Source organism: Acinetobacter sp. YH12132, from assembly GCF_013418645.1.
Lineage (GTDB): Bacteria > Pseudomonadota > Gammaproteobacteria > Pseudomonadales > Moraxellaceae > Acinetobacter > Acinetobacter indicus.
In genome coordinates, this window is the sequence record NZ_VPBR01000005.1 from 192835 (window position 1) to 217962 (window position 25128).

Annotated in this window: 25 protein-coding genes; 18 read left to right on the forward strand and 7 right to left on the reverse strand. The window is 48.1% G+C overall.

Going from position 1 to position 25128, the window contains the following annotated elements; translation table 11 throughout:
• Positions 1-70: 70 nt before the first annotated feature.
• The gene (gene asd, locus FTU67_RS07925; RefSeq protein ID WP_005182074.1) at positions 71-1189 is read right to left on the reverse strand and encodes an aspartate-semialdehyde dehydrogenase; all 1119 of its coding nucleotides are present in this window, start codon (positions 1187-1189) and stop codon (positions 71-73) included.
• Between the two features lie 194 nt (positions 1190-1383).
• Here asd and FTU67_RS07930 point away from each other — a divergent pair, with 194 nt between their 5' ends.
• Entirely contained in the window at positions 1384-2511 is a 1128-nt protein-coding gene (locus tag FTU67_RS07930; protein WP_016659584.1) for an endonuclease/exonuclease/phosphatase family protein, read from the forward strand.
• Between the two features lie 339 nt (positions 2512-2850).
• Here FTU67_RS07930 and lpxL read toward each other — a convergent pair whose 3' ends face one another.
• Both lpxL and FTU67_RS07940 read right to left on the reverse strand, forming a co-directional pair.
• Positions 2851-3786: an LpxL/LpxP family Kdo(2)-lipid IV(A) lauroyl/palmitoleoyl acyltransferase gene (gene lpxL, locus FTU67_RS07935; protein ID WP_016659582.1), complete on the reverse strand. Its 936-nt coding sequence runs from the start codon at positions 3784-3786 to the stop codon at positions 2851-2853.
• 100 nt (positions 3787-3886) lie between these two features.
• On the reverse strand, positions 3887-5797 hold the full coding sequence (locus tag FTU67_RS07940; RefSeq protein WP_075174964.1) for an ATP-binding cassette domain-containing protein: 1911 nt from the start codon (positions 5795-5797) through the stop codon (positions 3887-3889).
• A 35-nt stretch (positions 5798-5832) separates the two neighbouring features.
• On the opposite strand from FTU67_RS07940, the gene FTU67_RS07945 reads away from it, so the two are divergent.
• From FTU67_RS07945 to FTU67_RS08000, 12 genes are all read left to right on the forward strand, one after another.
• Positions 5833-6078: a SlyX family protein gene (locus tag FTU67_RS07945; protein ID WP_005182087.1), complete on the forward strand. Its 246-nt coding sequence runs from the start codon at positions 5833-5835 to the stop codon at positions 6076-6078.
• 220 nt (positions 6079-6298) lie between these two features.
• Positions 6299-7321: a hypothetical protein gene (locus FTU67_RS07950; protein WP_005182088.1), complete on the forward strand. Its 1023-nt coding sequence runs from the start codon at positions 6299-6301 to the stop codon at positions 7319-7321.
• 70 nt (positions 7322-7391) lie between these two features.
• Complete coding sequence (locus FTU67_RS07955) at positions 7392-7841, forward strand: ammonium transporter (protein ID WP_005182089.1); 450 nt, start codon at positions 7392-7394, stop codon at positions 7839-7841.
• A 33-nt stretch (positions 7842-7874) separates the two neighbouring features.
• On the forward strand, positions 7875-10511 hold the full coding sequence (topA, locus tag FTU67_RS07960; protein WP_005182090.1) for a type I DNA topoisomerase: 2637 nt from the start codon (positions 7875-7877) through the stop codon (positions 10509-10511).
• Between the two features lie 93 nt (positions 10512-10604).
• Positions 10605-11408, forward strand: coding sequence for an NYN domain-containing protein (locus tag FTU67_RS07965; protein ID WP_005182091.1), 804 nt, complete (start codon positions 10605-10607; stop codon positions 11406-11408).
• 4 nt (positions 11409-11412) lie between these two features.
• The gene (locus FTU67_RS07970; protein WP_180061621.1) at positions 11413-12171 is read left to right on the forward strand and encodes a hypothetical protein; all 759 of its coding nucleotides are present in this window, start codon (positions 11413-11415) and stop codon (positions 12169-12171) included.
• 56 nt (positions 12172-12227) lie between these two features.
• Entirely contained in the window at positions 12228-13367 is a 1140-nt protein-coding gene (locus FTU67_RS07975) for a glycerate kinase (RefSeq protein WP_180061622.1), read from the forward strand.
• 44 nt (positions 13368-13411) lie between these two features.
• Complete coding sequence (locus FTU67_RS07980; protein ID WP_252725356.1) at positions 13412-13768, forward strand: hypothetical protein; 357 nt, start codon at positions 13412-13414, stop codon at positions 13766-13768.
• Between the two features lie 68 nt (positions 13769-13836).
• Complete coding sequence (locus FTU67_RS07985; protein WP_168399964.1) at positions 13837-15828, forward strand: ATP-dependent helicase; 1992 nt, start codon at positions 13837-13839, stop codon at positions 15826-15828.
• 92 nt (positions 15829-15920) lie between these two features.
• Positions 15921-16172, forward strand: a complete 252-nt coding sequence (locus FTU67_RS07990; RefSeq protein ID WP_005182105.1) for an RNA-binding protein — start codon at positions 15921-15923, stop codon at positions 16170-16172.
• Positions 16173-16350: 178 nt separating this feature from the next.
• Positions 16351-16854: a DUF6586 family protein gene (locus FTU67_RS07995; RefSeq protein WP_180006785.1), complete on the forward strand. Its 504-nt coding sequence runs from the start codon at positions 16351-16353 to the stop codon at positions 16852-16854.
• 102 nt (positions 16855-16956) lie between these two features.
• Positions 16957-17235 carry a hypothetical protein gene (locus FTU67_RS08000; protein ID WP_005182110.1) on the forward strand — a complete coding sequence of 93 codons (279 nt, stop codon included), beginning with the start codon at positions 16957-16959 and terminating at the stop codon, positions 17233-17235.
• Positions 17236-17295: 60 nt separating this feature from the next.
• Here FTU67_RS08000 and FTU67_RS08005 read toward each other — a convergent pair whose 3' ends face one another.
• The 4 genes from FTU67_RS08005 to FTU67_RS08020 form a co-directional block, all read right to left on the reverse strand.
• Positions 17296-19014 carry a cation:proton antiporter gene (locus FTU67_RS08005; protein ID WP_075167257.1) on the reverse strand — a complete coding sequence of 573 codons (1719 nt, stop codon included), beginning with the start codon at positions 19012-19014 and terminating at the stop codon, positions 17296-17298.
• A gap of 147 nt (positions 19015-19161) precedes the next feature.
• The gene (gene rpmG, locus FTU67_RS08010) at positions 19162-19317 is read right to left on the reverse strand and encodes a 50S ribosomal protein L33 (protein ID WP_003654787.1); all 156 of its coding nucleotides are present in this window, start codon (positions 19315-19317) and stop codon (positions 19162-19164) included.
• Positions 19318-19333: 16 nt separating this feature from the next.
• Positions 19334-19570 (reverse strand): 50S ribosomal protein L28, encoded by a 237-nt coding sequence (rpmB, locus tag FTU67_RS08015; protein ID WP_000048256.1) that lies wholly within the window; start codon positions 19568-19570, stop codon positions 19334-19336.
• 164 nt (positions 19571-19734) lie between these two features.
• On the reverse strand, positions 19735-21198 hold the full coding sequence (locus FTU67_RS08020) for a coniferyl aldehyde dehydrogenase (protein ID WP_005182115.1): 1464 nt from the start codon (positions 21196-21198) through the stop codon (positions 19735-19737).
• Between the two features lie 115 nt (positions 21199-21313).
• Between FTU67_RS08020 and FTU67_RS08025 the strand changes: the two genes are divergently transcribed.
• The 5 genes from FTU67_RS08025 (at position 21314) to FTU67_RS08045 (ending at position 25001) form a co-directional block, all read left to right on the forward strand.
• Positions 21314-22024 (forward strand): TetR/AcrR family transcriptional regulator, encoded by a 711-nt coding sequence (locus FTU67_RS08025; protein ID WP_005182118.1) that lies wholly within the window; start codon positions 21314-21316, stop codon positions 22022-22024.
• Between the two features lie 70 nt (positions 22025-22094).
• Positions 22095-22961 carry a formyltetrahydrofolate deformylase gene (gene purU, locus FTU67_RS08030; RefSeq protein ID WP_005182122.1) on the forward strand — a complete coding sequence of 289 codons (867 nt, stop codon included), beginning with the start codon at positions 22095-22097 and terminating at the stop codon, positions 22959-22961.
• A gap of 206 nt (positions 22962-23167) precedes the next feature.
• Positions 23168-23953: an energy transducer TonB gene (locus FTU67_RS08035; RefSeq protein ID WP_016659573.1), complete on the forward strand. Its 786-nt coding sequence runs from the start codon at positions 23168-23170 to the stop codon at positions 23951-23953.
• A 20-nt stretch (positions 23954-23973) separates the two neighbouring features.
• Entirely contained in the window at positions 23974-24597 is a 624-nt protein-coding gene (locus tag FTU67_RS08040) for a MotA/TolQ/ExbB proton channel family protein (protein ID WP_005182127.1), read from the forward strand.
• Complete coding sequence (locus FTU67_RS08045; protein ID WP_005182129.1) at positions 24597-25001, forward strand: biopolymer transporter ExbD; 405 nt, start codon at positions 24597-24599, stop codon at positions 24999-25001. The genes FTU67_RS08040 and FTU67_RS08045 overlap by 1 nt, the downstream gene beginning before the upstream one ends.
• The last annotated feature ends 127 nt before the right edge of the window (positions 25002-25128 follow it).

The window sequence follows — 25128 nt, forward strand, 5'->3', positions numbered from 1 at the left end:
TACAGGCTAGTTACATAAAAAGCCGATCTTTTCAGATCGGCTTTTTGTAATTTACTTTTGCTTAAAAGGCTTACGCGTTTTTATAGTCAATTAAGATGCGTAGCATACGGCGTAATGGTTCTGCCGCACCCCAAAGCAACTGGTCACCGACGGTGAACGCGCCCAGGTATTCTTTACCCATGTTCAGCTTGCGTAAACGGCCCACAGGAACAGTTAAGGTACCGGTTACTGCAACAGGGGTTAAATCTGTCATAGAGGCTTCACGGGTATTTGGTACCACTTTCGACCAGTCATTGGCGCTGGCGATGATATCTTCGATTTCATCCAGAGGTACATCTTTACGCAGTTTCAGGGTAAGGGCCTGAGAGTGACAACGCATGGCACCAATACGGACACAGTGACCATCAATTGGTACGATTTGCTGGTTGCCTAAAATCTTGTTGGTTTCAGACTGACCTTTCCATTCTTCTTTCGACTGGCCATTTTCCAGCTGTTTGTCGATGTATGGAATTAAAGAGCCAGCAAGCGGTACACCAAAGTTGGCTGACGGGAAACCTTCGCCACGTTGCAGTTCAGCAATTTTAGAGTCGATGTCCAGAATTGGAGAACGTGGGTCATCTAGCAGTTCTTTGGTGTTGTTATACAGGTAGCCCATACCGGTGATCAGTTCACGCATGTTTTGCGCGCCTGCACCAGAAGCAGCCTGATAAGTCATCGAGGTTGCCCATTCCACCAGATTGTTCTGGAACAGACCGCCTAAGCCCATCAACATGAGTGAAACCGTACAGTTACCGCCCACAAATGTTTTGGTGCCTTTCACCAGACCGTCTTTAATCACGTTCATGTTCACCGGATCAAGTACGATAATTGCTTCATCATCCATACGCAGGGTAGATGCTGCATCAATCCAGTAACCGTTCCAGCCTTCAGCTTTCAGTTTCGGGAACACGTCTGAGGTATAGTCGCCACCTTGACAGGTAATAATGACATCCATTTGCTTCAGACTGTTAATGTCCGTTGCATCCATAAGTGCTGGGGCAGTTTTACCGCCAAACGCTGGTGCTTCACCACCGGCATTACTGGTAGAGAAATAAAATGGCTCAAAATGAGCAAAATCATTCTCTTCAACCATACGTTGCATAAGGACGGAACCTACCATCCCGCGCCAACCGACCAGACCTACTTTCATGTCACTTTGCCTCGGTGCGTAAAAAAACAAAAAGGAGTATGAGTGTATCAAAAGGGGACACAACTGCAAGCTCTACATAATCAAAACATCATTATTATTGAGTGAAATAACTTGTTTGTGTTACATACAAAATTGATAACGTTAGATTTCTATTTAAAAAAAACGAGAAAAATGAACTTTCTAAGTAGGTGCATATGATTTGGGTGGAAATGCTGGCCATTTTCGTCATCTGGATCAGCTTCTGGTCGCTGATTCCGCGGGATGAATGGTGGTTTCGAGGTGCCGATTTTCCCAGATTGCAGGTTCTGGTGCTGGGGATTGTGGCCTTTGTGCTGATGCTGCTGTGGGATGCGGCCTGGGATACGCCGCGCTATGTGATTTTAACCGGTCTGATTGCCGCTCTGGCGTACCAGCTGAAAATGGTGCTGCCTTATACCTTTATCTGGAAAAAGCAGGTCAAAAAGGTCAAGCCGGAGCAGCTGAACCCTGATCAGCAAATTTCGTTAATGGTCTCCAATGTGCTGACCACCAACCAGAAATATCACCTGCTCATTGCTGAAATCCGGAAATACCAGCCCGATTTGGTACTGACGCTGGAAACCGATACGGTCTGGCAGCAGCAGCTGGCGGTGATTGAACCGGATTATCCTTATCGCGTGCCGGTGCCGCTGGACAATTTATATGGCATGCATCTCTATAGCCGCCTGCCCTTAAAAGAGACTGAAGTGAAATTTATCCTTAGCGATGAAATTCCGTCAATTCATACCACGGTCATCTTGCGTTCAGGCCAGCCGGTGCAGCTGTATTGTCTGCATCCAAAACCGCCGAGTCCGACTGAAGCCAAAGATTCGACCCTGCGTGATGCCGAGCTATTAATTGTCGGCGATCAGATTAAAGATCTGGATGAAAGCTGTATTGTGATGGGCGACCTGAATGATGTGGCCTGGTCCCGCACCACACGTCTGTTTCAGCGCATCAGTGGCCTGCTGGACCCGCGCGTCGGCCGGCATTATGTCAATACTTTCCATGCAGATTATCCCTTATTGCGCTGGTCGCTGGACCATGTGTTTCACAGTACCGATTTTGCCTTGGTGGAGATGAAGCGTTTGCCACATATGGGCTCAGATCATTTTCCGGTCTATGTGGTGTTACAGACCGGTCGGGTGTTTGAGCACATTCAGGAAGAGCTGGAACAGACTGAAGCCGATGAAGAAGAAGCGCAGGAGGCGATTCAGGAAGGCATTGAAAAAGCCGAGCGGGAAGAAAAAATCGTGACCGATGATTTGGCTCAGGATTATAAGCAGGGCAGCAAGACGCCATGAAATTTGAGGAAAAGTGTAAGAAATGGCTTACACAGATTTAGGCCGATGGCCAATAGCTGAAACCGAGCAAGCTGCGTATTCTAAGCATATCGGCAGATGGAGTTGGGAAAGGAGAGTCCCGTTAAGGAAGTTGAAGCCGGTGGATTGTCATCATGGAGATGATGCAGGAATGGAAAGCCAGAGATAACAACAAAAAAGTTTTGAAAGCACAACCTCATAAGCCCGAGTTTTGCAGGATGCAGAACTCGGGTTTAACTTTATGGGCTGTCGTGTCCTGGTATTTTGATCAGCATATGGTATTTGACTCGCAGAAAGATTGGCTTAATACAGCTGTATTGCTTAGTACAGCTGCTCATAGCCTTGTGGACGGGTCTTAAAACGGCGATGAAACCACATATATTGAGTCGGCGCGATGCGCAGCTGACGTTCAATAATCAAATTAACACGCGTCGCATCATCGACTTCATCCTCACTTGGTAAACGCTCAACCGGTGGCTCAATCAAGACATGATATTTCGGATTTTTAAGATCACCATGGCGGTAGAAATACAGCGGAATTGCGGCGGCTTTGGTCATTTTCAGTAAACGACGATGCGCAGTCACGGTGGCTGCCGGCACGCCAAAGAATGGCGCCATTACGCCTTGTTTCAGGCCAAAATCCTGATCCGGACTGTACCAGATGGCATGGCCATTTTTCAGGTTGCGTACCAGACCACGCATATCATCATGGTCAATCTGATGGGCATAAATGGTGGCCCGGCAGCGGTAAATCAGCATATCTAACAGCGGATTGTTCTGCGGACGATAGACCACATCAGGTTCAAAATACTGGGCACATAAATAGCCGCCAGCATCAAGCAGGGTCGAGTGGGTGCCCAGCAACAAGACGCCTTTGCCTTCCGCTTGCGCCTGCTGAATATATTCCAGACCTTCAATACTGACCCGGCCCTGGAACCATTTCGGGCTATACCAGGCATTTAGGGTTTCAAATACGCCAATCATCTGGTCAACAAAAACCTGGCGCGCGTTGTCCTGCACCTCTTGCGCAGACCATTCTGGAAAGCAAAGCTCCAGATTGCGGACAGTGGTTTTACGGCGTGAATGCAGATAGCGAAACGCCAGCTGGCCCAGCCACTGGCCTAAACGGTACTGAATGGCCCACGGCAAGATTGCCAAAATCATCAGGAAGATAATACCGATCCAGATGCTCCAGTATTTCGGTAGCAGAAAGGACCATTGAAATTCACCAGGTTGATAATCTTGCGGTTGCGGCATAGTGACGTTTTAAAATGAAGGTTAAATGCAGTGTAGCATGAACGATTTTGAAGATAAAAAGCATCTGCCGCTGTCCGGCAGATGCTGTGAAGCGGGTGAATTAACCGCCTTTGCTCATATTTTCCAGCTCATCCCAGCGTTCCAGTTTTTCCAGCAGGATTTCTTCAATTTCTGCCAGACGCTGCGAGGCTTGGGTTGCAGCTTCGGCATCGGATACAAACCAGGAACCATCAGCCAGTTTCTCTGACAGTTCAGCCTGTTCTGTTTCCAGCGCTTCAATTTCAGCCGGCAGCTGGTCCAGCTCACGCTGATCTTTATAGCTGAGTTTCTTTTTCACAGGCGCCGGAGCAGCTTCTACTTTTGCTGCTTCTGCCTTGGCCTGGGCCTTTTTCACCGCCATTTTCTGGTCAACCACGGTTTGATCCGGACGCTGCTGTAAATAGTCCTGATAGCCGCCGACATATTCTTCAATATGGCCTTTGCCATCAAACACCCAGGTCGAGGTGACCACGTTGTCCATAAAGGCACGGTCATGCGAAATCAGCAGCAAGGTGCCTTTGTATTCAGCCAGCATTTCTTCCAGTAGTTCCAGCGTGACCATATCCAGATCGTTGGTCGGCTCATCCATCACAATTAAATTGGATGGTTTCAGCAAGAGTTTGGCCAGTAGCACGCGGTTACGTTCACCACCGGACAAGGCTTTGACCGGGGTACGCGCACGTTCCGGGTTAAACAGGAAGTCTTGCAGATAGCTGTAGATATGACGGCGCTGTCCATTGACATCAACAAAGTCGGAACCTTCAGAAACGTTGTCCTTGACCGATTTTTCCAAATCGAGCTGGTTACGCAGCTGATCAAAATAGGCAATTTCCAGTTGGGTGCCAATTTTAACGGTACCGCTGTGTTCCACTTCATCCAAAATGGCTTTAATCAGGGTGGTTTTACCGACCCCGTTATCTCCGACCAGACCAATCCGGTCGCCACGCATGACAATGGCCGAGAAGTCTTTGATTAGCGGCTTGCCATCATAGCTGACGCCCAGATGCTCAATATCAAAGACCAGTTTGCCTGAACGCGCAGCTTCCTGTACCCCCATGTTGACTTTGCCTTGTTGGAAGCGACGCGCTTTGGATTCTTCGCGTAAGGCTTTCAGGGCACGAACACGACCTTCGTTGCGGGTACGACGCGCTTTAATACCCTGACGGATCCAGGCTTCTTCTTCGGCCAGTTTTTTCTCAAACAGGGCATTCTGTTTTTCTTCTGCTTCCAGCTGCTGGGCTTTGAGATCCAGATAGCGTGAATAGTTGCCTTCATAACTGCGCAGAATCCCGCGATCCAGTTCGACAATACGGGTCGCCAGACTGTCAACAAAGGTCCGGTCGTGCGAAATAAACAATAAGGTCAGGTTGTTCTGATCGAGCAGGAATTTTTCCAGCCATTCGATACTTTCAACATCTAAATGGTTAGTCGGCTCATCCAGTAACAGGATGTCCGGTTGGGTCAGCAGGGCACGGGCCAGCAGCACGCGGCGTTTACGGCCACCGGAAAGATCTGCCAGATCGGCATTCGGGTCCAGCCCCATTTTGCTTAAAATAGAGTTGACCTTGTTTTCCAGTGCCCAGCCATCAAGCTGATCCAGTTTGTGTTGCAGTTCACCCATGCGCTCGCAGGCGGCCATATCGCCCAGTACGCAGGCATCATTGGCGGCATGATAGGCACGCAGGACCTCTGCTGCTTCACCGGCACCATCGGCGACAATATCGGCAACCTTGCCCGAATCCATCGGGACATCCTGGGTGAGCATGGACACGGTTAAGCCATTTTGAATCGAGACTTCACCGGCATCGGGCAGTAAGCTTCCTTCAATCAGTTTAAGTAAGGTAGACTTACCTTCACCATTACGGCCGATCAAACACACTCGTTCGCCACGTTCAAGAGTAAAGTTCGCGCCGTCGAGCAGGGCGGGTCCACCAAACGCGAGTTGGACATCCCTTAGGGTAATATAGGCCATAGTGTTTCCTGAAAAATCTCAAATGAGGATTTAAAATGACTAAACAACAAAATCTAAATGATCAGGCGTCATTTTCCGCACCCATTGAAGATTTGCAAGTCCGAATTGCATTTTTAGATGATTTAGTTGAACAGCTGAATGAGCAGGTGACTAAACAGAATCTGGAAATTGCCGACCTCAAGAAACAAATGCAGCTGCTTTATCAACGGGTTGAGTCAGCTGACCTGTCTGAAGGCATTGCTCCCTTCGATCCGCTGACCAATATTCCGCCGCATTATTAATCCGTCAATTGCTAGAACATTCCGCACAATCTATTGATAAACCCGCAGCCTGAATGCGGGTTTATTTTAAGGTATCCATATAAAGAAGATACTGGTAGATCGGTTTAGCTCCAGCCGCTTTTGAGGCAGCGATCACAGCGCCGCAATAAAAAAATTTGACCTTTATCTCACTTCCGGCTCTAATGCCCACTTTCGGCTCTCAGATCCTTTATTTTTTGTCATGACCCAGAAAGTTGTACTTTTAGATCTTGAACAGAATATGCCTACGGCACAACTGCTGCGCGATATTCTGCAGCATTATTCGACACTCTACCTGTTTAACTGTGCCGGACGCTTTGAGTACGCGCTGGATGACCTGACTGAACTGGCCAGCTGGATGAATAGCGCTCAGGTGGTGGTACTGGACACCCCAGAAGCACCGCATAAAGAGTTTGAATATGCCGTGGTGGTCGGGCAGTTAATGGCATTACTTGAGCCAGATAGCCATGTCGAAATTATTTCGGCCCAGGACAGCAGCGATATTCTGGTGCAGATGCTACAGGCCTCGAATATCAGTGCCCATCTGATTTTGATTCAGCCAGAAGATGCGGCGCAGCCACTTCATACGCCAAAATACAGCTTGCCGAGTATTGCCACCATCCAGCAAAAACCGTATTTGCAACTGGTCAAAAAATACTGTGATGCTCTGGCAAAAATGAGTGGTAAACCGAATACGGTCGAGAAGCTGAAAAACTCTCTCAGCAATATTTTGCAGGTGGTGCCGGAAAAAGCCCAGCGTCTGGTCGGTTTGTTAATTAATCTGAAAATTATCAAGCGTTATGATGAGCAAATTGCCTTTCGCAAGAAGGTGCTGAAACAGTGGATTCAGCTGGATTTAAATGCCTCTGCTGAAAAAACACCGGTGGCCAGCAGTTTGGATCAGGCCTTAAAACAGTTACAGTCGACAGAAAGCGGAGCTGCTCCTGTTATTGAACAGGACTCTGTCGCCGCGCCGATTCAAAGTGCGCAGCAGCCGCTGTTTAAAAACTTTGACCAGATTGATCCGGTACAGCTGGAAGTGGCGCGTAAACTGCGCGAACTGAAAGCCGATAAACCCAAAGATATTTATGCCTTGCGTGACCTGTTAGAACAGATGTTTCCCCAGTCCGACGTGCGGTTATTGCTCAAGGAACTGCTGGAAAAAGGCTATATCTACTGGAACGGGCATGAAGTGGTCTATAGCCACGAAATGTTCCTGAATTAATTTTATCGTGCAAACTTGCGTTTTATATGGCGCTTATGCAACTCTAATAAAAGAACATAAAGGTTGAGCTATGGAAAATACTGGAATTTGGGTGGCACTGGCCATCATCATTTTTGTGCTGGGCTCGATTTTTGGTTTGCGTGTCAGTCCAAGAGAAAAAGCCCTCGGCCTGATGCGTGAAAAAGCCCGCAAGATGGGCCTGCATCCGCGTCTGGTGGCTGCGCCGGACTGGACCAAAATTCCGATGGCCACAGAAAGCCGTGCCAGTATGGTGGCCTATTATAGCGTACTGATTCCAGAGGCCCGCTTGCCGTTAATGCGCGCCCGGGTGGTCGATCAGCAGCTTGAACTGGTGCATGGTGAGGAAAAATTTAATCATACACCCGTTGCATTAAAGGGCATTTATGCTATTGATATGCAGGCAAACTGTGTAGGACTCTATTGGGATGAAGAAGCTGATCTGAAAGCCACCCAACTGGATGACATCAAGGCATATTTACATTCTTTGGCTGAACTTTAATTTAAAACATTTTCACAGGAACTACGGTTAACTATGGCGAACGCTCCTCGCTCCACATCGAAAAGCACTACAGCAAAATCTGCCGATGGCGCTAAACGTGCCTTGGTGATTGTGGAGTCGCCTGCAAAAGCGAAAACAATCAACAAATACCTCGGTTCGAATTACATTGTAAAGTCGTCGGTCGGTCACGTGCGTGATTTGCCTACAGGCGCCAGTAAAAGTACAGAAAAGAAAACCACCACACGTGCCAAACTGACCGAAGCACAAAAAGCAGAAAAAGCTCAGCAGGCCTTGGTCAACCGCATGGGGGTAGACCCGGAGCATGGCTGGAAAGCCCAGTATGAAGTGCTACCGGGCAAGGAAAATGTTGTTGCTGAATTGAAAAAACTGGCATCGCAGGTCGATGAAGTCTATCTGGCAACGGATTTGGACCGTGAAGGGGAAGCCATTGCCTGGCATTTAAAAGAAGTCATTGGCGGTGATGATGCGCGTTATCAGCGTGTGGTATTTAACGAAATTACCAAAAATGCCATTCAGGAAGCCTTTAAGCATCCGGCACGTCTAGACACCAATAAAGTCAATGCGCAGCAGGCGCGCCGTTTCCTGGACCGTGTGGTTGGCTTTATGATTTCGCCATTGCTGTGGGAAAAAATTGCCCGTGGTCTGTCAGCCGGTCGTGTCCAGTCAGTAGCCGTCAAACTGGTGGTAGAGCGTGAACGTGAAATTCGTGCCTTCATTCCGGAAGAATACTGGCAGGTATTTGCCGATACCAAATCTGCACAAGATGATATTCGTCTGGAAGCAGTCAAGCAAAATGGCAAGACCCTAAAGCTGCGTAACAAGGCTGAAACCGATGCCTTGCTGAACCTGATTAAAGATGCAGACTATACGGTGGCTGCACGTGAAGACAAGCCAACCAAGGTGAATCCGAGTGCGCCATATATCACATCAACGCTGCAACAGGCGGCCAGTACCCGTCTAGGTTTCTCGGTCAAGAAAACCATGATGTTGGCACAGCGTCTGTATGAAGCCGGTTTTATTACCTATATGCGTACCGACTCGACGTTCCTGAGTGATGACGCCGTGAATATGGTGCGTACGCATATTGAATCCGAGTATGGCCAAAAATATTTACCGGCCAAGCCAAACCGCTACGGCAACAAAGCCGGCGCGCAAGAGGCTCACGAAGCGATTCGTCCATCCAATGTCGGTCTGAAAGGCGACAGCCTGGCTGGTGTCGAGCGTGATGCCCAGCGTTTATACGATTTAATCTGGCGTCAGTTTGTGGCCTGTCAGATGACTCCGGCCGAGTATTTATCATCGACCATTCTGGTCAATGCCAATGGGGTAGAACTGAAAGCCAAAGGCCGTACCCTGGTCTTTGATGGTTTTACCAAAGTACGTGGTCAGAACAAGTCTGATGATGATGTATTGCTGCCTGCAGTGAAAGTCGGCGAAGTGCTGAAACTGCAAAAGCTGGACCCATCACAACACTTTACCAAGCCGCCTGCACGTTTTACCGAAGCCTCGCTGGTGAAAGAACTGGAAAAACGTGGCATTGGCCGCCCATCGACCTATGCGGCGATTATTTCCACCATTCAGGACCGTGGTTATGTCAAGCTGGAAAACCGCCGCCTGTTTGCGGAAAAGATGGGTGAAATTGTCACCGACCGTCTGGATGAAAGCTTTAACAACCTGATGAACTACGACTTTACCGCGGACTTAGAAGGTCAGCTGGATAAAGTGGCCGATGGTGAACGCAACTGGAAAGATCTGCTCGACAGCTTCTATGGTGATTTTAAAACCCGTTTGACCAATGCACAGGGCGAACAGGGTATGCGCCGTAACCTGCCGGTGGAAGTGGATGCCGTGCATTGTCCGGAATGCGAACGTCCAATGCAGATTCGTACCGGCACTACCGGGGTATTCCTCGGCTGTTCCGGTTATAACCTGCCGCCAAAAGAACGCTGTAAGGGCACTCTGAATTTAACACCTGTAGAGTCTCTGGCAGCCCTGTCAGATGATGACAGTGCTGAAACCGCCGACCTGATGTCGAAAAAACGCTGCCCGATCTGTGAAACTGCCATGGATAGCTACGTGATTGATGGTGGCCGTAAATTGCATATTTGCGGTAATAACCCGGACTGTGCCGGTTTTGAGCTGGAAGAAGGCGAGTTCAAGATTAAAGGCTATGATGGCCCGACCATTCCATGTGATAAATGTGATGGCGAAATGCAGCTGAAAACTGGCCGTTTTGGTCCATACTTTGCCTGCACCAGCTGTGACAATACCCGTAAAGTCTTGAAAAACGGTCAGCCTGCGCCGCCGCGTGTCGACCCCATCAAGATGGAACATTTACGCTCGACCAAGCACGATGACTTCTTTGTCCTGCGTGATGGCGCTGCCGGTCTATTCCTGGCGGCCAGCAAGTTCCCGAAAGTGCGTGAAACCCGTGCACCGAAGGTGGCGGAACTGCGTACGGTTGCTGACCAGCTTGATCCAAAATATCAATTCATTTTGCAAGCACCCGATGTAGACCCAGAAGGCAACCCGACTCTGGTGAAATTCAGCCGTAAAAATCAGGCGCAATATATTGGCTCTGAAACCCCTGAAGGCAAGCAGACCAAATGGAGTCTGGTATATCAGGATGGCAAATGGGTTGAAGCCTAAAAGCTAAAAATAAAAAATGCCGACATCAGTCGGCATTTTTTATGTCAAAATCAACTCCACAATAAATTTGAATAATAAGCGCTTGGGGAACCGGTGGATATCCAAACAAAAAAATTTGCGGTGTTAATTGATGCCGATAACTCTTCGATTCACGCTATTGCTTCGGTGCTTGAAGAAGTCGCCAAATATGGCATTGCCAGCGTGAAACGGGTCTATGGGGACTGGAGCAGTGAAACCCTGAAAAAGTGGCGTGATGTGCTGTTGCCGCATGCCATTACCCCGGTACAGCAGTTTGCCTATACCAAAGGCAAAGATGCCACCGACATGATCCTGATTATTGATGCCATGGATTTACTCTATGCCGGAGCGCTGGATGGTTTCTGTATTGTATCCAGTGACAGTGACTTTACTCCGCTGGCTTCGCGGATTCGTGAAAATGGCCTGAGTGTTTATGGGTTTGGCAAAAAATCCACTCCGGAAGCCTTTAAAAAAGCCTGTGATAAATTTATTTATATTGAAAACCTGATCTCTGAAAATGAACTGAAAAATGCTGAAGAAGATGAAATCAGCCCGGTTCAGGACAAAAAGAACCTAGAAAGTGCAAAAAACTCCGAGCTAAAATCCAGCACTGTGCCGAAAGAAAACCCGGCTGCAGAGATGATGGATCGCGCCACACTGAATCTGATTTATAAAGCAGTCAAAGACAATGCCGATGAAAATGGCTGGGCCAATCTGGGCATGGTCGGGCAATATATCAGCGCGGTAAAACCGGATTTTGATTCCAGAAACTATGGCCGGGCCAAGCTTTCCGGACTCATTAAAACTCTGAATCTATTTGAAACCAAAATTGAAATGAGTCAGATGTATCTGAGAAAACTCAAAAAACAGAGCGCTTAAGCCGATGTGGAAAAAGATTCGTATCCTGATCTTGTTGCTGATTCTTTTCATTGTGGCGGTAAATGCCTATCGTGACCAGAATCAGGACTGGAATAAACCAGTGCGGGTGCTCTTGCATCCGGTGAATGCCGATGGACAGGACAGCACCCAGCGTTATATCCAGCAGCTGTCTAACAGCAGTTTTCAAACGGTGCAGCAGTATTTGCAGCAGGCCGCGGCACAGTATCGCCAGCAACCGGTATATTTTTATCTGCAGCTTGGCCGGGAACTGCAACAGTTGCCGCCACAGGTACCGGAACAGGCTTCTTTACTCGATAGCATCATCTGGAGTCTCAAGTTCCGGTTTTATGCCTGGCGTCAGCATCAGTCAGTTGATGGCGCACCGCATGTGACCCTGTATTTAAACTATTATGATCCAGCCCATCAAAAAGCTTTAAAACATTCTACCGCGCTGGAAAAAGGCCGGATTGGTTCGGTTAACCTGTTTGCCGCCGAGCGTCAGACCCAGCAGAACCATGTGGTGCTGGTGCATGAATTACTGCATGCTTTTGGCGCCCGTGATAAATATGATCTGGCCACCGGACTGCCGATTTATCCGCTGGGTTATGCCAACCCGCAGCAACAGCCACGCTATCCACAGCAGAAAGCTGAGTTAATGGGCGGGCATATTCCGCTAAGTAGCAGCACCAGCAAAATGCCGGACAGCCTGCAATACACCGTCATTAATGACCTGACCGCTGCGGAAATTGGCTGGCTACGCTAATATGCGGATAAGTCAACACTTATCCACAATGGACACCCACGCTGGGGATAAACCACATGCCACTTCGTTTTGTGATTGCACCAGATTCCTTTAAAGAAAGCCTGAGCGCAGTACAGGCCGCCCAGGCCATGCAGCGCGGAATCTTGCGGCAGTTTCCGGATGCAATCTGTCGCTTGGTACCGCTGGCCGATGGCGGTGAAGGCACCGTCGATGCCCTGTTAAATGCATGTACCGGGCAGAAAGTTTCGTGTCGGGTACGCGGTCCTTTGCCGCAGCAACAGGTTGAAAGCTACTTTGCCCTGATTGACGACGGCAAAACTGCAGTCATTGAAATGGCCAAGGCCAATGGTATTCATCTTATTCCGTTGGCGCAGCGCAATCCGGCGCTTACTTCTACTTATGGCACTGGCGAGATGATCCGCCAGGCGCTGGATCTGGGCGTGTCTAAAATCGTGATTGGACTGGGCGGCAGTGTCACCAATGATGCCGGCAGTGGAATGGCGCAAGCGTTGGGGGTGAAATTTTTAGATCAGGCTGGCCTGGAGGTGCAACCTTGTGGCGGCAATTTAAAGCAGATCTGCGAGATTGACCTTAGTGCTTTGGATGCCCGTTTGGCAACCACCGAGATGCTGATTGCCAGCGATGTCAATAATCCGCTCTGTGGGGAATATGGTGCCTCGGCCATTTTTGGACCGCAAAAAGGTGCCACACCGGAGCTGGTCAAAATTCTCGATCAGAACTTGGGTTATTTTGCCAATCTGGTTGAAACAACGCTCGGGGTTAATGTGCAACATCAGGCCGGGGCCGGTGCAGCGGGTGGACTGGGCTTTGGCTTGCTTGCTTTTGCACGCGCAAAAATTCAGTCAGGTGTTGAACTGCTGATTCAGCAAACCGGGTTGACTGAAAAAATTACACAGGCCGATGTGGTCCTGACCGGCGAAGGGAAAATTGATCGGCAGACCTGCATGGGCAAAACCCCATTTGGCGTGGCACAGGTTGCGAAAAGCTTGAATAAACCGGTCTATGCGTTTGCAGGAATGATTGGTGAAGATATTGAGCCACTGCTGGAGGCGGGATTTACACAGATTATTGGTATTAATCCACCTGATATTTCAGTAGAAGATGCGATTCGAAATGCGGAAAATAATTTAACCGACAGCGTCGAAAATGTCATGCGATCGCTAAAGAAAGCTTGATAAACCCAGATGCCAATAGGGTTTAAAAAATGATAAATAGGGAAATGATGAAAAAGATCATCTTGGTTTTGATATTGAACTGCATCACCGTACACAGTTTTGCAAAACCGGCCTACCGCGAAAATATGCAAAATTATCTCAGGAAAAATCCTGTACAGCAGTACTCACAGCCGAGAGAGCTGTCCTTTAATTTTGATGAGATGCATCTGAGTGTTTTAAAAAATCTGCTGGCAATTGAAAAGAAGGTCACGCTGATTGTGGATTCAGATGTCGACATGAATCATCAATTTTCCCTTCATTTACGCAATTCGAACTTTCTTGAATTTTTGGACATGACGGCCAGACAGCTGGGTTTGCAATACGAGGTACTCAATTCGAAAACGATCCGGGTTTACAAATAGGCTAGTTTTTATGTTGATAGGATGCTTATGATAAGATCTCGCTTTGAATTTTCGAGAAATGATTTGGTATGTCACTTGCGCAGCTCATCGACGAGTTAAATCCCCAACAGAAAAATGCAGCCACCACTGAAGCAAAGCACAGTTTGGTCTTGGCTGGGGCAGGCTGTGGCAAAACCAAAACCATTGTGGCGCGTGCGGCTTATCTGATTGATCAGGGCGTTCCGGCCAACCAGATTCAGATTTTAACCTTTACCCGCCGTGCCGCTGCCGAAATTGTAGCGCGGGTCGAACTGGCGCTGGGCGAGCAGGCCAAGGGCTTGCGTGCTTCGACCTTCCATACCTTCTGTATGTATCTGCTGCGCCGGATTCCAAAAGCCTTTGGGCTGGAACAGTTCTCGATTATTGATCGTGATGACCAGATCATGATGTTCCGTTTACTGCGTGGTAAAGATGACAAGAAAAATCCAAATGCCTTGCCCAAGCCGCAGCAGCTGTGTGACCTGTATTCTTTTGCCCGTAACACCCGGCAAAAACTGAGTATTGCCCTAGAAAAGCAGCTGCCGGAATGTCTGGATTATAAAGATCAGATTGCCGAGATCATGAAAGAATATGAAGCGCGCAAGCAGGCGCGTCATTTTCTGGATTATGACGATATTCTGGCAATTGTCGCTTCGGCGCTGGCCCAATCAGAGGGGCTGGTCGATTATGTCGCGTCGTTGTGCCAGCACATGCTGGTCGATGAAATGCAGGACACCAATCCTTTGCAATGGGCCTTACTAGAGCCGTTAAAAGAGCGGGTGCAGCTGTTCTGTGTTGGTGATGATGCGCAGTCGATTTACGGTTTCCGTGGTGCAGACTTTGAAAACATTCATCACTTTAAAGAACGTGTTCCGGGTGCCCAGATTTATAAGCTGGAGCGCAACTATCGTTCAACCCAGGAAATTCTGGACCTGTCGAACTGGTTGCTGGATCAAAGTCCGATCGGCTATGACAAACGGCTGGAGGCATATCGCGGCAGCGGCTTAAAACCGCGCATGCACATTTTTCCGAATGAGTTTGATGAAGCCAAATGGATTGCCATTGATATCAAAGAGCGTCACTTTATCCATGGCGCAGCATGGCAGGAGCATATGGTGCTGGTGCGTTCCAGTTTTGCCGCGCGGCATATTGAAGCGGCCTTTATTGCCGCCAATGTTCCGTATCGTTTTATTGGCGGCATGAAATTACTGGAATCGGCACACGTTAAGGATTTGCTCAGTCTGCTGCGGGTCATTGCCAATCCGGCCGATGATATTGCCTGGATGCGTTTTCTGACCCTGTGGAATGGCGTGGGAGATGTCGGTGCCAGTAAACTAGCACAGCAGTTATTGTTGAATCCGGAAATGGAGCAGATTGCGGAAAAGCTGGAGAAATTTGGCCGGATTCCGGATAAAACCATTTTGATTATGAAGCAAATGGCGGTACTGAAACAGGAAGTCGACGTCTGTGTCAGTCTGGCGATTGAGGCACTGGTGGAGCAGCTGGAACAGAATTACGCCAAAAAAGACTGGTCAAAACGGCTTAAAGATTTTGATCTGGTCAAGCAGCTGGCCAGCAAACACGGTCAGCTCAGCGAGTTTCTGGAAGAATATGTGCTTGATCCGATTTCGATTAGCGAGATTGAACGTCAGTCAGATGATGATGTGGTCACGCTCATTACCATTCACTCGGCCAAAGGTACCGAGCAGAAGGTCTGCTATGTGGCCAATGTCACTGCCGGGCAGTATCCACATGCACGGGCGCAAGGGAATTTTGACGAAGTTGAAGAAGAACGCCGGGTGCTGTATGTGGCTTTAACCCGGGCGCAAAACGAGCTGATTCTGACCAAGCAGAACATCAGCTGGTGGGCCAGAGATACGGTCGATGAACAGGGACGTACTGTGGAAAGCTATTTTCTGAACGATTTGACCCGTAACCTGTGTCAAAGTGAAACCCATTATAAAACCCGTGAACAAACTGTTAAAAGTGCACTGATCGAACGCCAGAAGATTCGTTTAGATTTTGGGATTGATCTCGATTAAACTAGAGTCATGTGTTGTGCAGCTTGATGCACAATCTCCAGAGTAGAGTAGGCGCATGCTTTTGGATGATTTGGCCTATTTGGAAAAAGTAAATGAAAATTCTTGTACGTAATTTAGAGCGTTCTATCACCGATGCTGAACTGCTGGCGCTGTTTCAGCCGTTTGGCACAGTCGAATCTGCGGTGATTGTTAAAGAGGCTGACAGTGGCAAGTCCAAAGGGTTTGGCTTTGTGGAAATGCCGCATGGTCGTGAAGCCGTCAAAGCGATTAAGGGCCTGAATACCCTGAAAGTCAAAGGTGCTGGCATTCGCGTTAAAGCTGCGGAAGACAAGCCGAAAGCTTGAACATCAACAGGAGTCCTTAGTGGCTCCTTTTTTAGCGCTGCATTTTTCTCTATTTAAACTTATCGTAGAAAATATCGATGCTGATGATAGCGCTCATATGTATTTTTTGTTGGGCATTTGGACGCAGAGCGTTTAAGCTTAATGTTGAAATAAAAGCCAAAATTTAGGAACGCTATTCATGTCCCGTGTTGCTCGCTTTCATGCCGACCGTACCAATCAAAAACTGTATTTTGCCCGTCTTTCATGTCAGCAAGCCGAACAAACCGAACATATCCAGCAGGCGCAGGCACATCGCGAAGCAGCGGTGTTTCATCTGCATGGTGCTGTACTGGCCTTTTTGCAGGAACTGATGCGTTACTACCGCCTGAATGAGCTGCAGCCGACTTTAAAATCAATTGAAGAAGCGATGGCGGCCAAAGGTCAGGTATCGCCTGAAGTGGTGATTCTGCAAAAACTGGCCAAAGAAGGCTTTATTGCTGAATTAAAACGCGCTTATCGTCTTTGTCAGTATACGCCGGAGCCAAGCGCACCGGAACCGGAAGATGAGACTTCATCGAACCTGATTATTAAAGTCACTCAAACCCCGCAAGCATGGCTGCCAGATACCAAAATCCTGCGTGAATGGCATCGTGAGCTGATGCAGTTAATTGATGGTTTCAGAAATGAAATGGTGGAATTCTAAACCCGACCAGTGTCCCTTGAATTCTGAAAACCTGACATCATATTAACTATCTAAGCGATGCAAAGAGTCCATCTTTGCCACCATGTTGAACATGGAGGAATTATGTCTATAGAACAGTTAAAAGCCTTATTTGGAAATCAGGACGCGATTTTGGAATTGGTTCAGCTTGAAGGTGGTGAGTTGGCATTGCGTAATGCTGGTTCAGAACAGGAACCTCTGGTCAAAATCCAGTTTAATGATGAAGTCAAAGCCCTGCTGGGAGATCAGACGCCAATTGTCGCCCAGCACATGATTCAGGCCGCATTATTCGGGCTGCTGGAAAAGCAGGTCAATGAATGGCAGGCCGAAGTGGTTGATGAGCAGCCGAAGTATCTGAGCTAGTCGGCTCATGCTCTGGAATGCAAAAGCGCACCTGAAGGTGCGCTTTTTTGTGCCTGAGGCTTAATGTGAGGGTGGTTGATGATGGGCAATTTCAATCTGGTTTAAAATATGATTGCTCATGTTCTTGGCCATTTCTTCTTTGGCAAAGTACACCTCACCGATATTGTCACGGCGAATGACTTCGGCTTCTTCTTTGCTTTCCGCGCAGATCAGCACCTGAATTTGCGGATTCAAAGTAGTCGCAATATCAACAATTTTATGAATATCAATAATGTCCATCGGTGAAATCACCAGTAAACGGGCATGTTGAATATGTGCCTGAATCAGTACTCCAGGCTCAGTGGCCACACCAGATACCGCAGCAATGCCTTTTTCCCGCAGGTTTTCAACAATCTCACGGTTTTCTTCGGCAATCACCACCTTGATATTTTCCGCCATCAGGTTTTTGGTAATACGGCGGCCGACTTCACCATGGCCAATAATCACGACCTGATCCCGCAGATAATCTTGTGAAACTTCATCGGGTAACATCGCCAGCGGGTCGCCACTGCGTTCCAGCAAACGGGCTAGATGTGAGCGCTCGCGAATCCAGCGCTGTACCGGTTCAATCGCCGAAAACAGGAAGGTGTTTAAGGTAATGGAAATCAGGGCACCGGCCAGAATCAGGTTTTGACCTTCTAGAGACAGCAGCTGTAACGATACGCCGAGCGTGGCCAGAATAAAGGAGAATTCACCAATCTGCGCCAGTGAAGCACCCACCGTTAATGCAGTGTTAATCGGGTAGCGGAAGAACAGGACTAGGGCCATGGCGGCAATGGTTTTACCAATCATGATAATGCCGACCACTGCCAGCACATGCAGCGGTTCTTCCAGCAGAATCCGCGGGTCAAACAGCATCCCCACCGACACGAAGAACAGGATCGAGAAAATCTCCCGTAGCGGCAGGGTTTCTTCTTCAGCACGATGGCTAAAGTCAGACTCTTTCACCACCATACCGGCAAAGAAGGCGCCCAGTGCCATCGACACACCAAAGACTTTATAGGCACCAAAGGCAATTGACACGGCCGCCGCGACCACAGTCAGGGTAAACAGTTCACGGGAACCTAGACGCGCCACCACCTGCATAATCCAGGGTACCAATCGTTTTCCGACAATCAGCATAAAGGCAATAAAGCCGGTGACTTTTAACAGGGTAATGCCCAGTGTCAGCCAGATGTTTTCATCAGCTGCACTACCGGCAAGTGCCTGTCCACCCAACAGGACCGCAGTAGCCGGTAACAGTACCAGCACCAGTACCATCACCAGATCTTCGACCAGCAGCCAGCCCACGGCAATCTTGCCGTTGACCGAGTCTAGCAGGCCGCGATCCCCCAGTGCTTTGAGTAGAACTACCGTACTGGCACAGGACAGGCTAAGACCGAACACCAGTGCAGAGCCGAAACTCCAGCCCCACATCATCGAGACTCCAATCCCCAGTAAAGTGGCGACAGTAATCTGCAGGATGGCACCGGGCAGGGCAATCCGTTTGACTTGCATCAGGTCATTGAGCGAGAAATGCATCCCGACGCCAAACATCAGGAACATCACACCCAGTTCAGCCAGCTGGTTGGCCAGGTGAATATCACCGACCACGCCGGGCGTATTTGGACTAATCAGGATACCGGCCACCAGATAACCGATCAGGGGCGGTAAACGTAAACGGGCGGCAATATAGCCGAACAGTAAGGCCAGTCCAAAGCCGACAGCCAATAAGATAATAAGTTCTACATCATGCGGCACTAACAACTCCTTAAGCCAAGGTTAAGGGTAAAAAAGACAAGCACAGAGAGTGCCAGATTGAAAAGATCAGGAAATTTTAACAACTGGAAGAAAAAAAGTGCAAAAAAAACGACCTGCAGAGAGGTCGTTTTTTTCAAAAAGCCAAAATTATTTGATTTTAGCTTCTTTGAAGATTACGTGTTGACGGATTTTTGGATCAAATTTTTTGATTTCCATTTTTTCCGGCATAGTACGTTTGTTTTTAGTCGTGGTATAGAAATAACCTGTACCAGCTGTAGAAACTAAGCGAATCTTATCACGCATTGTCCTGACTCCTTACTTAGATCTTTTGACCTTGAGCACGTAGGTCAGCAACAACCTTTTCAATGCCCAATTTGTCGATAATACGCATACCTTTAGTGGTTAAACGAAGACGTACAAAACGTTTTTCGCTTTCTAACCAGAAACGGTGGTGGTGCAGGTTCGGCTCGAACCGGCGCTTAGTTTTGTTGTTGGCGTGTGAGACGTTGTTACCAACGACTGGACGCTTGCCGGTAACTTGGCAAACCTTAGACATGGTGTAACTCCATTGATTTAGCCAACAGCAAATCTGTATGGCCAGTCAAAAATAAACGGATGAATTCATTCAAGGGGCGTTTTATACCAAAAATGCGCTTAAAAGACAAGCGATTTTCAGGAAAACGCAGCATGAGCCATGCTAATAGCTCATGCCTTGATCATTTAGCGAAGAAGCATCTTTGAAATTAGTCTGTGAATCGGCTTATTGAACGGCGGCAGGATGTATTTCAAGCTATACAGCTTCGGATTAGACATCACCGAGCGTTCATGCGACAAACTGAAGAATCCTTCGGGACCATGATATTTGCCCATCCCTGACGCACCGACACCACCAAATGGTAAGTCATCCTGTGCGACATGGGTCAGTACCATGTTTTGTCCGAAATGCCCTGAATGGGTACGCTGTGCGACATAGTCGGCACGCGCCTGATCAAAGTCGAAGTAGTATAATGCAAGTGGACGCGGACGGCTATTAATAAACTCGATTACATCATCAATTTGTTCATATTCCATGATGGGCAGCAGTGGTCCGAAAATTTCCTCTTTCATGATGCGCATTTCGGTGGTGACCCCGGTCAGTACGGTCGGAGCGACTTTGCGTACATCGTCCAGCAGTTCATTTTGCGGATTGATTTCAATCAGTTGGGCGCCCTGTTCACGGGCATTGTCTAAATAGCCCTGCAGCCGGTTGTACTGCTTGTCATTAATAATGGAGGTGTAATCCTGATTGTCGCGCAGACTTGGATACATCTGCTTAATATATTGTTCATAATGACCCAGGAATTCGGCGGTTTTGCCTTTAGGCAGGAACATATAGTCCGGTGCCACGCAGGTCTGTCCGGCATTCCAGAGTTTACCAACCGCAATCCGCTCGGCAACATCGGCCATATCACTTGATGGATGCACCAGCACGGGCGATTTACCGCCCAGCTCTAAAATCACCGGCACCAGATTTTCGGCTGCCGCCGCCATCACGGTTTTACCGACATTGGTCGAACCGGTAAAAATCATTTTATCGAAGGACAGATGACTAAAGGTATCGGAAATCGCACCGCCGCCGGTAATGACCGCCACCAGTTCCTGCGGGAAAGCTTCAGCAATGGCATTTTCCAGCACACGGCCAAAATGCATCGAGGCACTGGAAATTTTAATCATGGCGTGGTTGCCGGCTGCTAAAGCGCAGATTAACGGACCGACCGACAGTAACAGCGGATAATTCCACGGTGCAATAATGCCGACCACACCCAAAGGCTGGTATTGCACCCAGGCTTTGGCCGGCTGATGAATAATTCCGACATGTCGCTTGGATGGTTTCATCCAGCCACTGAGGTTTTTGCTGTAGTATTTGATATGTTCAAGGCAGGTGAGTAATTCGCCAATTTTGGTCTCGCCCATCGAACGGTTACCATAGTCTTCATTAATTGCTTCGGCAAACTGATCCTGATATTTAACCAGCACCCGTTTTAACCGTGCCAGACGGTCAATCCGTTCTTTGGCGGTTGGCAGCGGATAGCGCTGATAGGCGTATTTCTGCAGGGCCAGAACATCATGTAAACGTTGTGCATCAAGGTTATGGGGCGTGCTGTCGGGAGTGGTCATCGAAGTTGTTTTTGTTTGACTGTTCATGGCGTGTTACCATTCGATTGAATCAATTAATTTAGTTTTTAGAGTATTTACTCTAAATAGTCAAGTTACTTTATCTGTTAGTTTCTTAACAGTTTGAAAGAATGGTTACTTTAGGATGTCACACTCGAAAACGGTGAAAACCAAAGAACGTATTTTGCAGTTAAGCCTGCAACTTTTTAATGAACGTGGCGAACGTGTCGTGACGACCAATCATATTGCAGCTGAATTGGGTATGAGTCCGGGTAATTTGTACTATCATTTCCGCAATAAAAACGAAATTATTAAAGAGCTGATGGAGCAGTATCAGGCCGAAACCCTGAGCATGCTGGCCTTGCCAGATGACCGTCCGCTGGATGCCAACGATAAGATTCATTACTTTCAGGTCCTTAGCAGCCAGTTATGGAACTACCGCTTTTTGCATCGGGATGTCTATCATCTGGTGGAAAATAACGAAGATTTCCGCAAAATGTATCCGCGTTTTGCCGGACAGGTGATGCAGCAGGGACAAAAAATTTATAAAGCTTTCGTGGAAGCCGGTTTAATGGAAATGACCGACTCGGAAATTGAAGCCTTAATTATTAACCTGTGGATTGTGCTGACCAACTGGACCAACTTCCTGTATATGTCGGGGCATATTACCGACTCGAATACGCTGGAAGAGAAGTGGGTCTGGCAGGCGCTGCGTCAGATGGTATTCCTGGAAGGGGCGTATTTGCGTGGTGAAAGCCGTCAAACCTATGAAGGCCTGTTACAGACCCTGGGTTCATCGGAACTGTTTGCCAGCTTATCTTCAAGCAAGAATACAGAAACTGATTCCCCTATTTAGTCTGTTAAGGAAACGCGCTAGAATAGCCGGCTTATTTTTTCAATTTAACTGATTAGTGATATAAACCAACATGAATATGACGACTGCGAATACTGCACGTTTACTGATTACTTGTGAGGATAAGCCAGGTATCGTGCAGGCTGTATCGAGCTTTTTGTATCATCAGGGAGCAAATATTACCGCACTTGATCAATACGCGACTGAAGCTCAGGGCGGGCGTTATTTCATGCGCGTTGAATTCGAGCTGGATCATCTGCAAAGCCGTCGTGAAAGCCTGATCCAGACCTTTGCCAGCAATGTGGCCGAGCGTTATGAAATGCAATGGCGTCTGGCCTTGGTGGCCGATGTGAAAAAGGTCGGTATTTTAGTGTCTAAAGTCGATCATGCCTTGCTGGAACTGTTATGGCGTCATGCGCGTGGTGGTCTGCCGTGTGAAATCACCAAAGTGGTGTCGAATCACGAAACTTTACGTGAAGCGGTTGAGAACTTTGGTATTCCATTTGAAGTGGTGCCGGTTAACAAGGAAAATAAACGCGAAGCCTATGCCAAAATTGATGAATTGATGCAGGGCAATGATGTACTGGTGCTGGCACGTTATATGCAGATTCTGGATGAAGAATTTGTCAGCAAATGGGAAATGAAAGTGATCAATATTCACCATTCCTTCCTGCCAGCTTTCGTTGGCGCCAACCCGTATCAGCAAGCCTATGACAAAGGCGTGAAACTGATTGGGGCAACTGCGCACTATGTGACCGCGGATTTAGACCAGGGCCCGATTATCGAGCAGGATGTGGAGCGTGTCAGCCACGATTTTACGGTCGAGCAGCTGCGTGAACTGGGTCAGGATGTGGAGCGTAACGTGCTGGCGCGTGCAGTGAAATGGCATCTGGAAGACCGGATTATTGTCGATGGCAATAAAACAGTGGTATTCCAATAAGTTGTTGTGAATCAGCAGATTTAAAGGCATACTTTTAGTATGCCTTTTTTATTGATTATTTGAAAAAGCCATTAAAATAGCCAAATTAATTGTTGCAAATGAAAACACTTCTCATTTATCATTGCGGTACTTTAATTGTGCTAACCGATGAGCTTGATAGGTCAAATCTGAAACTGGCTATCACCTCTTTAAGGTAACTGAGTTTAATGAGTCCATCTTCTACTCCCATGATGCAATCTCCTCATCCCATGAAAAAGAAAGTGCTGTCTGCACTGGTGGCCGTGGTTATTGGCCATATCGGGGTGTTGTGGGCGGTTAGCCAGATGGAATCACCGGAACTGAAACCGATTGACAAGGAGCCGCTAAAAGTCCGCTTTGTCAAAATTCAGGAACCCCCAAAACCTTTACCGCCACAACCAAAAGCAGAACCAAAACCGGCACAGCCTAAGCCACCAGAAGTCAAAGAAGTGAAGGTGGTTGAAAAACCATTGCCACCACCACCGAAAAAAGTGGAAAAAGTCCAGCAGGTGAAAAAGGCCGAAGCGCCAAAACCTGTGGTCAAACCGGTTGAGCCAACGCCGCAGCCAACGCCAACCGTTACCACCACGGTTTCTGAAACCAAAGTGGTGAAACCGGCACCGCAACCGGTGGTACAGCCTGCGCCAGTAGCGCCGCCTGCACCAGCTGTGCCAGCAACCAAATCGGTATCAATTGGGGGCTCGGGCGTGCAGTGGAGCCGCTCACCAAAACCATCGTATACCAACCGAGATTTACAGGGTGAAACCCGTAGCGTTGTGGTCTTAATTGAAGCCAATGAAAAAGGCTCAATTACCAGTGCGCGGATTACCCGTTCAAGCGGCATTGCTGCTTTAGATGAAAAGATTTTACGCGCTGTGCGTAGTGCAAAATTCAAACCGTACAAGGAAAATGGCGTTGCTTATCCAATTCGTGCCGAGCAACCCTTTGAATTGACATTGAATCCTAACGGCTAACTTTAATCAGGAGTTCGAGTATGAACTTTTCAGTTTATTGGCAACATGCAGATGCAGTCAGCAAAACACTGTATTTCGTGTTACTGGCAATGTCGATTGCGACCTGGACAATTTTTGTGCTGCGTCTGATGGGCACCCGCCAACTTAAACAGCAAGCCTATGCTCAACTCGCTCAAGCGCTGAACAGCCTGAAAGCCAAATTTGCGCCTTTAAGTTTTGAACAGCGCAAGGCCGTGGCAGAGCAGGCGCTGTTACGCCAGATTTCGGCAGAAAAAGCCTCTGCAGAAAAAGGCGTATCGGTACTCGGAACTATTGCATCGCTGGCACCGTTTGTCGGTCTGTTTGGTACTGTATGGGGGATTTTCCACGCGCTGGTAGCGGTGGGTAAAAGCGGTCAGGCTGGCCTTGCTCAAGTGGCGACGCCTGTCGGTGAAGCACTGATCATGACCGGTTTTGGTCTGGCTGTCGCAATTCCAGCAGTTATTGCCTATAACATCTGTAGCCGTTTTAACCGGACCTTGTCACATGAACTGCAAGATCATGCACACAACCTGTTAATTGACACCATGCTGCAGCAGGATTCTGCGACCGCTCAGGCTGAAGTGAAAACTGCACAGCAAGGTTTAGTGGGAGGTCAGGCTTAATGGCATTTCAATTGGGTGAAGACAACGATAGCGGCATGAATGAGATGAACCTCATTCCGCTCATCGACATTATGCTGGTCTTGATGATCATCTTCCTGGTGACAGCGACCGTTGCCAACCCATCAATACCATTAACCTTGCCAGAAACCACGGCAGAAATTATTGATCCACCACCACAGGCGATTACCGTTAGCATTAATGCTTCGGGTGAAGTGGCCTGGGATGATCAGATCATCAGTCTGGATGAGCTGGAAAACCGTTTAAATGCGGCAGGCGAGCAGGAACGTAAGCCAACGGTACAATTACGTGCCGACAAAGATGCCCGTTATGATACCGTTGCCCAGGTAATGTCACGTGCGAGTGAAGCCGGACTCAGTGATATTGCCTTTGTCAGCGATAACTAAACGTGACAGGCCAGACTCAGGACGACCCATCACGGGTCGTTTTTTTATGGCAGCTGTTTATGTGTAAATTGCAGGAAAAGCGTGCAGCACATATTTTAAATGCCTGCCAATTCAATTAAGGTAGGCT

Excerpts from the sequence above, each read along its gene's own strand:
- asd (WP_005182074.1), bottom strand. The coding sequence starts at position 1,189 with ATGAAAGTAGGTCTGGTCGGTTGGCGCGGGATGGTAGGTTCCGTCCTT.
- FTU67_RS07930 (WP_016659584.1), top strand. The coding sequence starts at position 1,384 with ATGATTTGGGTGGAAATGCTGGCCATTTTCGTCATCTGGATCAGCTTC.
- lpxL (WP_016659582.1), bottom strand. The coding sequence starts at position 3,786 with ATGCCGCAACCGCAAGATTATCAACCTGGTGAATTTCAATGGTCCTTT.
- FTU67_RS07940 (WP_075174964.1), bottom strand. The coding sequence starts at position 5,797 with ATGGCCTATATTACCCTAAGGGATGTCCAACTCGCGTTTGGTGGACCC.
- FTU67_RS07945 (WP_005182087.1), top strand. The coding sequence starts at position 5,833 with ATGACTAAACAACAAAATCTAAATGATCAGGCGTCATTTTCCGCACCC.
- FTU67_RS07950 (WP_005182088.1), top strand. The coding sequence starts at position 6,299 with ATGACCCAGAAAGTTGTACTTTTAGATCTTGAACAGAATATGCCTACG.
- FTU67_RS07955 (WP_005182089.1), top strand. The coding sequence starts at position 7,392 with ATGGAAAATACTGGAATTTGGGTGGCACTGGCCATCATCATTTTTGTG.
- topA (WP_005182090.1), top strand. The coding sequence starts at position 7,875 with ATGGCGAACGCTCCTCGCTCCACATCGAAAAGCACTACAGCAAAATCT.
- FTU67_RS07970 (WP_180061621.1), top strand. The coding sequence starts at position 11,413 with ATGTGGAAAAAGATTCGTATCCTGATCTTGTTGCTGATTCTTTTCATT.
- FTU67_RS07975 (WP_180061622.1), top strand. The coding sequence starts at position 12,228 with ATGCCACTTCGTTTTGTGATTGCACCAGATTCCTTTAAAGAAAGCCTG.
- FTU67_RS07980 (WP_252725356.1), top strand. The coding sequence starts at position 13,412 with ATGATGAAAAAGATCATCTTGGTTTTGATATTGAACTGCATCACCGTA.
- FTU67_RS07985 (WP_168399964.1), top strand. The coding sequence starts at position 13,837 with ATGTCACTTGCGCAGCTCATCGACGAGTTAAATCCCCAACAGAAAAAT.
- FTU67_RS07990 (WP_005182105.1), top strand. The coding sequence starts at position 15,921 with ATGAAAATTCTTGTACGTAATTTAGAGCGTTCTATCACCGATGCTGAA.
- FTU67_RS07995 (WP_180006785.1), top strand. The coding sequence starts at position 16,351 with ATGTCCCGTGTTGCTCGCTTTCATGCCGACCGTACCAATCAAAAACTG.
- FTU67_RS08000 (WP_005182110.1), top strand. The coding sequence starts at position 16,957 with ATGTCTATAGAACAGTTAAAAGCCTTATTTGGAAATCAGGACGCGATT.
- rpmG (WP_003654787.1), bottom strand. The coding sequence starts at position 19,317 with ATGCGTGATAAGATTCGCTTAGTTTCTACAGCTGGTACAGGTTATTTC.
- rpmB (WP_000048256.1), bottom strand. The coding sequence starts at position 19,570 with ATGTCTAAGGTTTGCCAAGTTACCGGCAAGCGTCCAGTCGTTGGTAAC.
- FTU67_RS08020 (WP_005182115.1), bottom strand. The coding sequence starts at position 21,198 with ATGAACAGTCAAACAAAAACAACTTCGATGACCACTCCCGACAGCACG.
- FTU67_RS08025 (WP_005182118.1), top strand. The coding sequence starts at position 21,314 with ATGTCACACTCGAAAACGGTGAAAACCAAAGAACGTATTTTGCAGTTA.
- purU (WP_005182122.1), top strand. The coding sequence starts at position 22,095 with ATGAATATGACGACTGCGAATACTGCACGTTTACTGATTACTTGTGAG.
- FTU67_RS08035 (WP_016659573.1), top strand. The coding sequence starts at position 23,168 with ATGAGTCCATCTTCTACTCCCATGATGCAATCTCCTCATCCCATGAAA.
- FTU67_RS08040 (WP_005182127.1), top strand. The coding sequence starts at position 23,974 with ATGAACTTTTCAGTTTATTGGCAACATGCAGATGCAGTCAGCAAAACA.
- FTU67_RS08045 (WP_005182129.1), top strand. The coding sequence starts at position 24,597 with ATGGCATTTCAATTGGGTGAAGACAACGATAGCGGCATGAATGAGATG.